The following is a 2,377-nucleotide window of genomic DNA, read 5'->3' as shown; positions in this document are numbered from 1 at the left end:
TCTCGTCCATCAGAGCAGAGCCTCCGGGTTCACGTAGGAGTCGGGGTCGGCGAGTGAGAGACCCTGATCGTACAGTTGTTCGTTTTCGTCGAGGTAGTACCGGAGCTCACCGAGGGTGGGCATGCCCGTGACGCACAGATAGGCGCACTGGGTCTCGTACTTCTGGAACCGGACAGCCTCGCGCTTGCTCGCGTAGGGCTTCTGATCGCAGGTCCCGTCCGCGGCTGATCGCCACCCACTTGCCTTCCGCATCGGCCCCATGGACCAGCCGGAAGAGGTTGAGGTGCTCGAACGCCTTCTGTGCCCGAGCGAATGAGGCGAGGGGATCAACCGGCATGGTTGCCACCGCGGGGCCTCATCGGGGTCTTGGCCTCCTGGAGCAGCACGTGCGTAGTGCCGTAGGACAACTCGAACTTCTCGGTCAGCTGACGCACTGTGAGCCGGTCGGCCTCATAGGCGTGTCGGAGTTTCGCGGCCAGCTCGGTCCGTGCCTCGCCCTTGATTCGCATCCTCATGACGCACCGCCACGCGCGCCGCGGGCCACGATCATGGCGACCAGGAGAGCGGCCACGCATACGGCCGTGAGGGCGATGTTCAGCGTGGCCTGCGACTCTGCCGCGTTCCCGATCCTGCGGGAGGTGTCGCTCACGTCATCGATCGTTTCTTGCACGCGCAAGATTTTAGCTTCGAAGGGTTTCCTCATGAAAAAAATGTACTTGCATCTATGCGCGTAGAGCAAGCCACGATCACTCATGAGATCGTCGGAAGGCTGGGAAGCGGTGTACACTGCTGAAAGGTTGAGACCCCAGAGATCAGCCTTGACGGGCCATCACCCCATCAAGACCCCTCTGGGGCCTCACTCGGCACCAAACCGTCTGTCGCGGGGATTGGGTTGCCGGGAGTAAAAAGCGAAAGACCTCGACCGGCGAACACGCGCCCCACGGTTGGCGCACTTCAGAGAGTAGCACGGTCCCGGGAAGTCGACTTTTTCATCCCCGGTTGTCTTCAGACTTTCTCCACATGCGGATGGTTGCGGTGTGACCTGCGGAAATTTTCCCAGGGAGCGCTAAAACGTTCCCCGCGATAAATCCCCCGTAGGTGTACAAACCCGCAGGTCAGAAGCCTGCGCGCAAAGAACCTCGGGCGGTAGGAGAAAAAGCGCGTGACGAACACCACACCACCCCTTCCGCAGTACGTCACGGTGGACGAGATTGCCGCTGAGCTCCGACTCTCCCGCATGACCGTCTATCGGATGATCCACAACGGCGTACTTCCCGCCGCCCGAGTCGGTGGCCGCAACTTCCGCGTCCGGACCAGCGACTATGACGCGTATAAGGCCGGCCTCCAAGAGGAGGCCGTTGCCCGACAGACCGGCGCCACCGTCCACATCCCCGGCCAGACCGCGATCGTCGAGTGAACCCCCTGACGCTCGAACTGACCGCGGAGCTAATCGGCGGACCGGACGGATACCCCACCCGCTACGGGCCCAAGGTGCACTGCTTCACCCCAACCTCGATCGAGTATGTGGCCATCGACTCGACCAGCGACTCGCGGCTGTACATCACAGCCGAGTTCTCCGACTGGACCGAGCTCTCGGGCGGTTGGGTGAGCGTGCGCGCGTCTCTCCGAGACATGAACGGCTGGACCATCGGCCGGCGCCCCGCGCTCATCTACAACCGGCCGTACGACGTGCCTTCCACCACCTCGTTCTATCTCCCCCAGGGCGGCGGCATGTTCGCCCTCAACACCCGGGTCTACTCATGACCGGCCAAGGGTGGGACCAGGCCGAGTTCTCGTGCGGCCGATGCGGTGAGCACATCACCGCCACCACCGAGGAGGAGTACCTCACTCGCGTGCTCGCGCACCGCACCGCTCACGACCTCCTCGACGCGTCGAGCCCCGAGCTCCGCGCCCGCCTGCTCGACCTCGCCCTCGCGGAAGTCGAGCGCGTGCTGACCTGACCAGCGCGGGCCGCGCCCCCCGCGGCCCGCGCACCTCCGCTCCCGAGGCGATGGATGCTCGGGCGCCGGCTGATCCCCGGTGTAACGCCGTCAGAGGGTGTGCCGCTCAGCCGACCCTCTTTGCACGGCGATCGTCTCTCCCGTGCGGGTGCGGATCTTGAGGGCCTGGTACAGGTCTGCACTTCCCCCGGGACCAGGTGCCGGCCATTGGCCGCGCGGGCGTTGCACTGGGGGTGTCTGGTCGTGAGACCAGGACCGAGCAGGGCCGCGGAGCGGTCCGGCCGGCCTCGGGCGGAAGCTCGGTGGGCAGCAGGCGCAATCGGTCGGTGGGGGGAGAGCAGAATAGGCGGCCCGCGGGACGCGGGTATCATCCGCGCGAGCGGATGTCAATCACGCGTTGCGGAGCAACGGCGGGA

Annotated in this window: 6 protein-coding genes; 3 read left to right on the top strand and 3 right to left on the bottom strand. The window is 65.2% G+C overall.

Annotated features, from left to right (window positions below; translation table 11 throughout):
* Positions 1–9 precede the first annotated feature (9 nt).
* The 3 genes from AQI94_RS41905 to AQI94_RS44905 all read right to left on the bottom strand — a co-directional run bounded on the left by AQI94_RS41905 (position 10) and on the right by AQI94_RS44905 (position 649).
* Positions 10–252, bottom strand: a complete 243-nt coding sequence (locus AQI94_RS41905; RefSeq protein WP_062230342.1) for a hypothetical protein — start codon at positions 250–252, stop codon at positions 10–12.
* A 74-nt stretch (positions 253–326) separates the two neighbouring features.
* Positions 327–515 (bottom strand): helix-turn-helix domain-containing protein, encoded by a 189-nt coding sequence (locus AQI94_RS41900; protein ID WP_063760219.1) that lies wholly within the window; start codon positions 513–515, stop codon positions 327–329.
* Complete coding sequence (locus AQI94_RS44905) at positions 512–649, bottom strand: hypothetical protein (protein ID WP_158806482.1); 138 nt, start codon at positions 647–649, stop codon at positions 512–514. Before AQI94_RS44905 ends, AQI94_RS41900 begins: the two co-directional genes overlap by 4 nt.
* 513 nt (positions 650–1,162) lie before the next feature.
* Here AQI94_RS44905 and AQI94_RS41890 point away from each other — a divergent pair.
* The 3 genes from AQI94_RS41890 to AQI94_RS41880 are packed head-to-tail and all read left to right on the top strand — an operon-like array spanning position 1,163 to position 1,961.
* Entirely contained in the window at positions 1,163–1,417 is a 255-nt protein-coding gene (locus AQI94_RS41890; protein WP_051788521.1) for a helix-turn-helix transcriptional regulator, read from the top strand.
* The gene (locus AQI94_RS41885) at positions 1,414–1,764 is read left to right on the top strand and encodes a hypothetical protein (RefSeq protein ID WP_030498685.1); all 351 of its coding nucleotides are present in this window, start codon (positions 1,414–1,416) and stop codon (positions 1,762–1,764) included. The genes AQI94_RS41890 and AQI94_RS41885 overlap by 4 nt, the downstream gene beginning before the upstream one ends.
* Positions 1,761–1,961: a hypothetical protein gene (locus tag AQI94_RS41880; RefSeq protein WP_037945321.1), complete on the top strand. Its 201-nt coding sequence runs from the start codon at positions 1,761–1,763 to the stop codon at positions 1,959–1,961. The genes AQI94_RS41885 and AQI94_RS41880 overlap by 4 nt, the downstream gene beginning before the upstream one ends.
* Positions 1,962–2,377 lie beyond the last annotated feature (416 nt).

It is taken from the genome of Streptomyces pseudovenezuelae (genome assembly GCF_001513955.1).
GTDB lineage: Bacteria > Actinomycetota > Actinomycetes > Streptomycetales > Streptomycetaceae > Streptomyces > Streptomyces pseudovenezuelae.
This window is presented reverse-complemented; position numbering and strand designations above follow the sequence as displayed.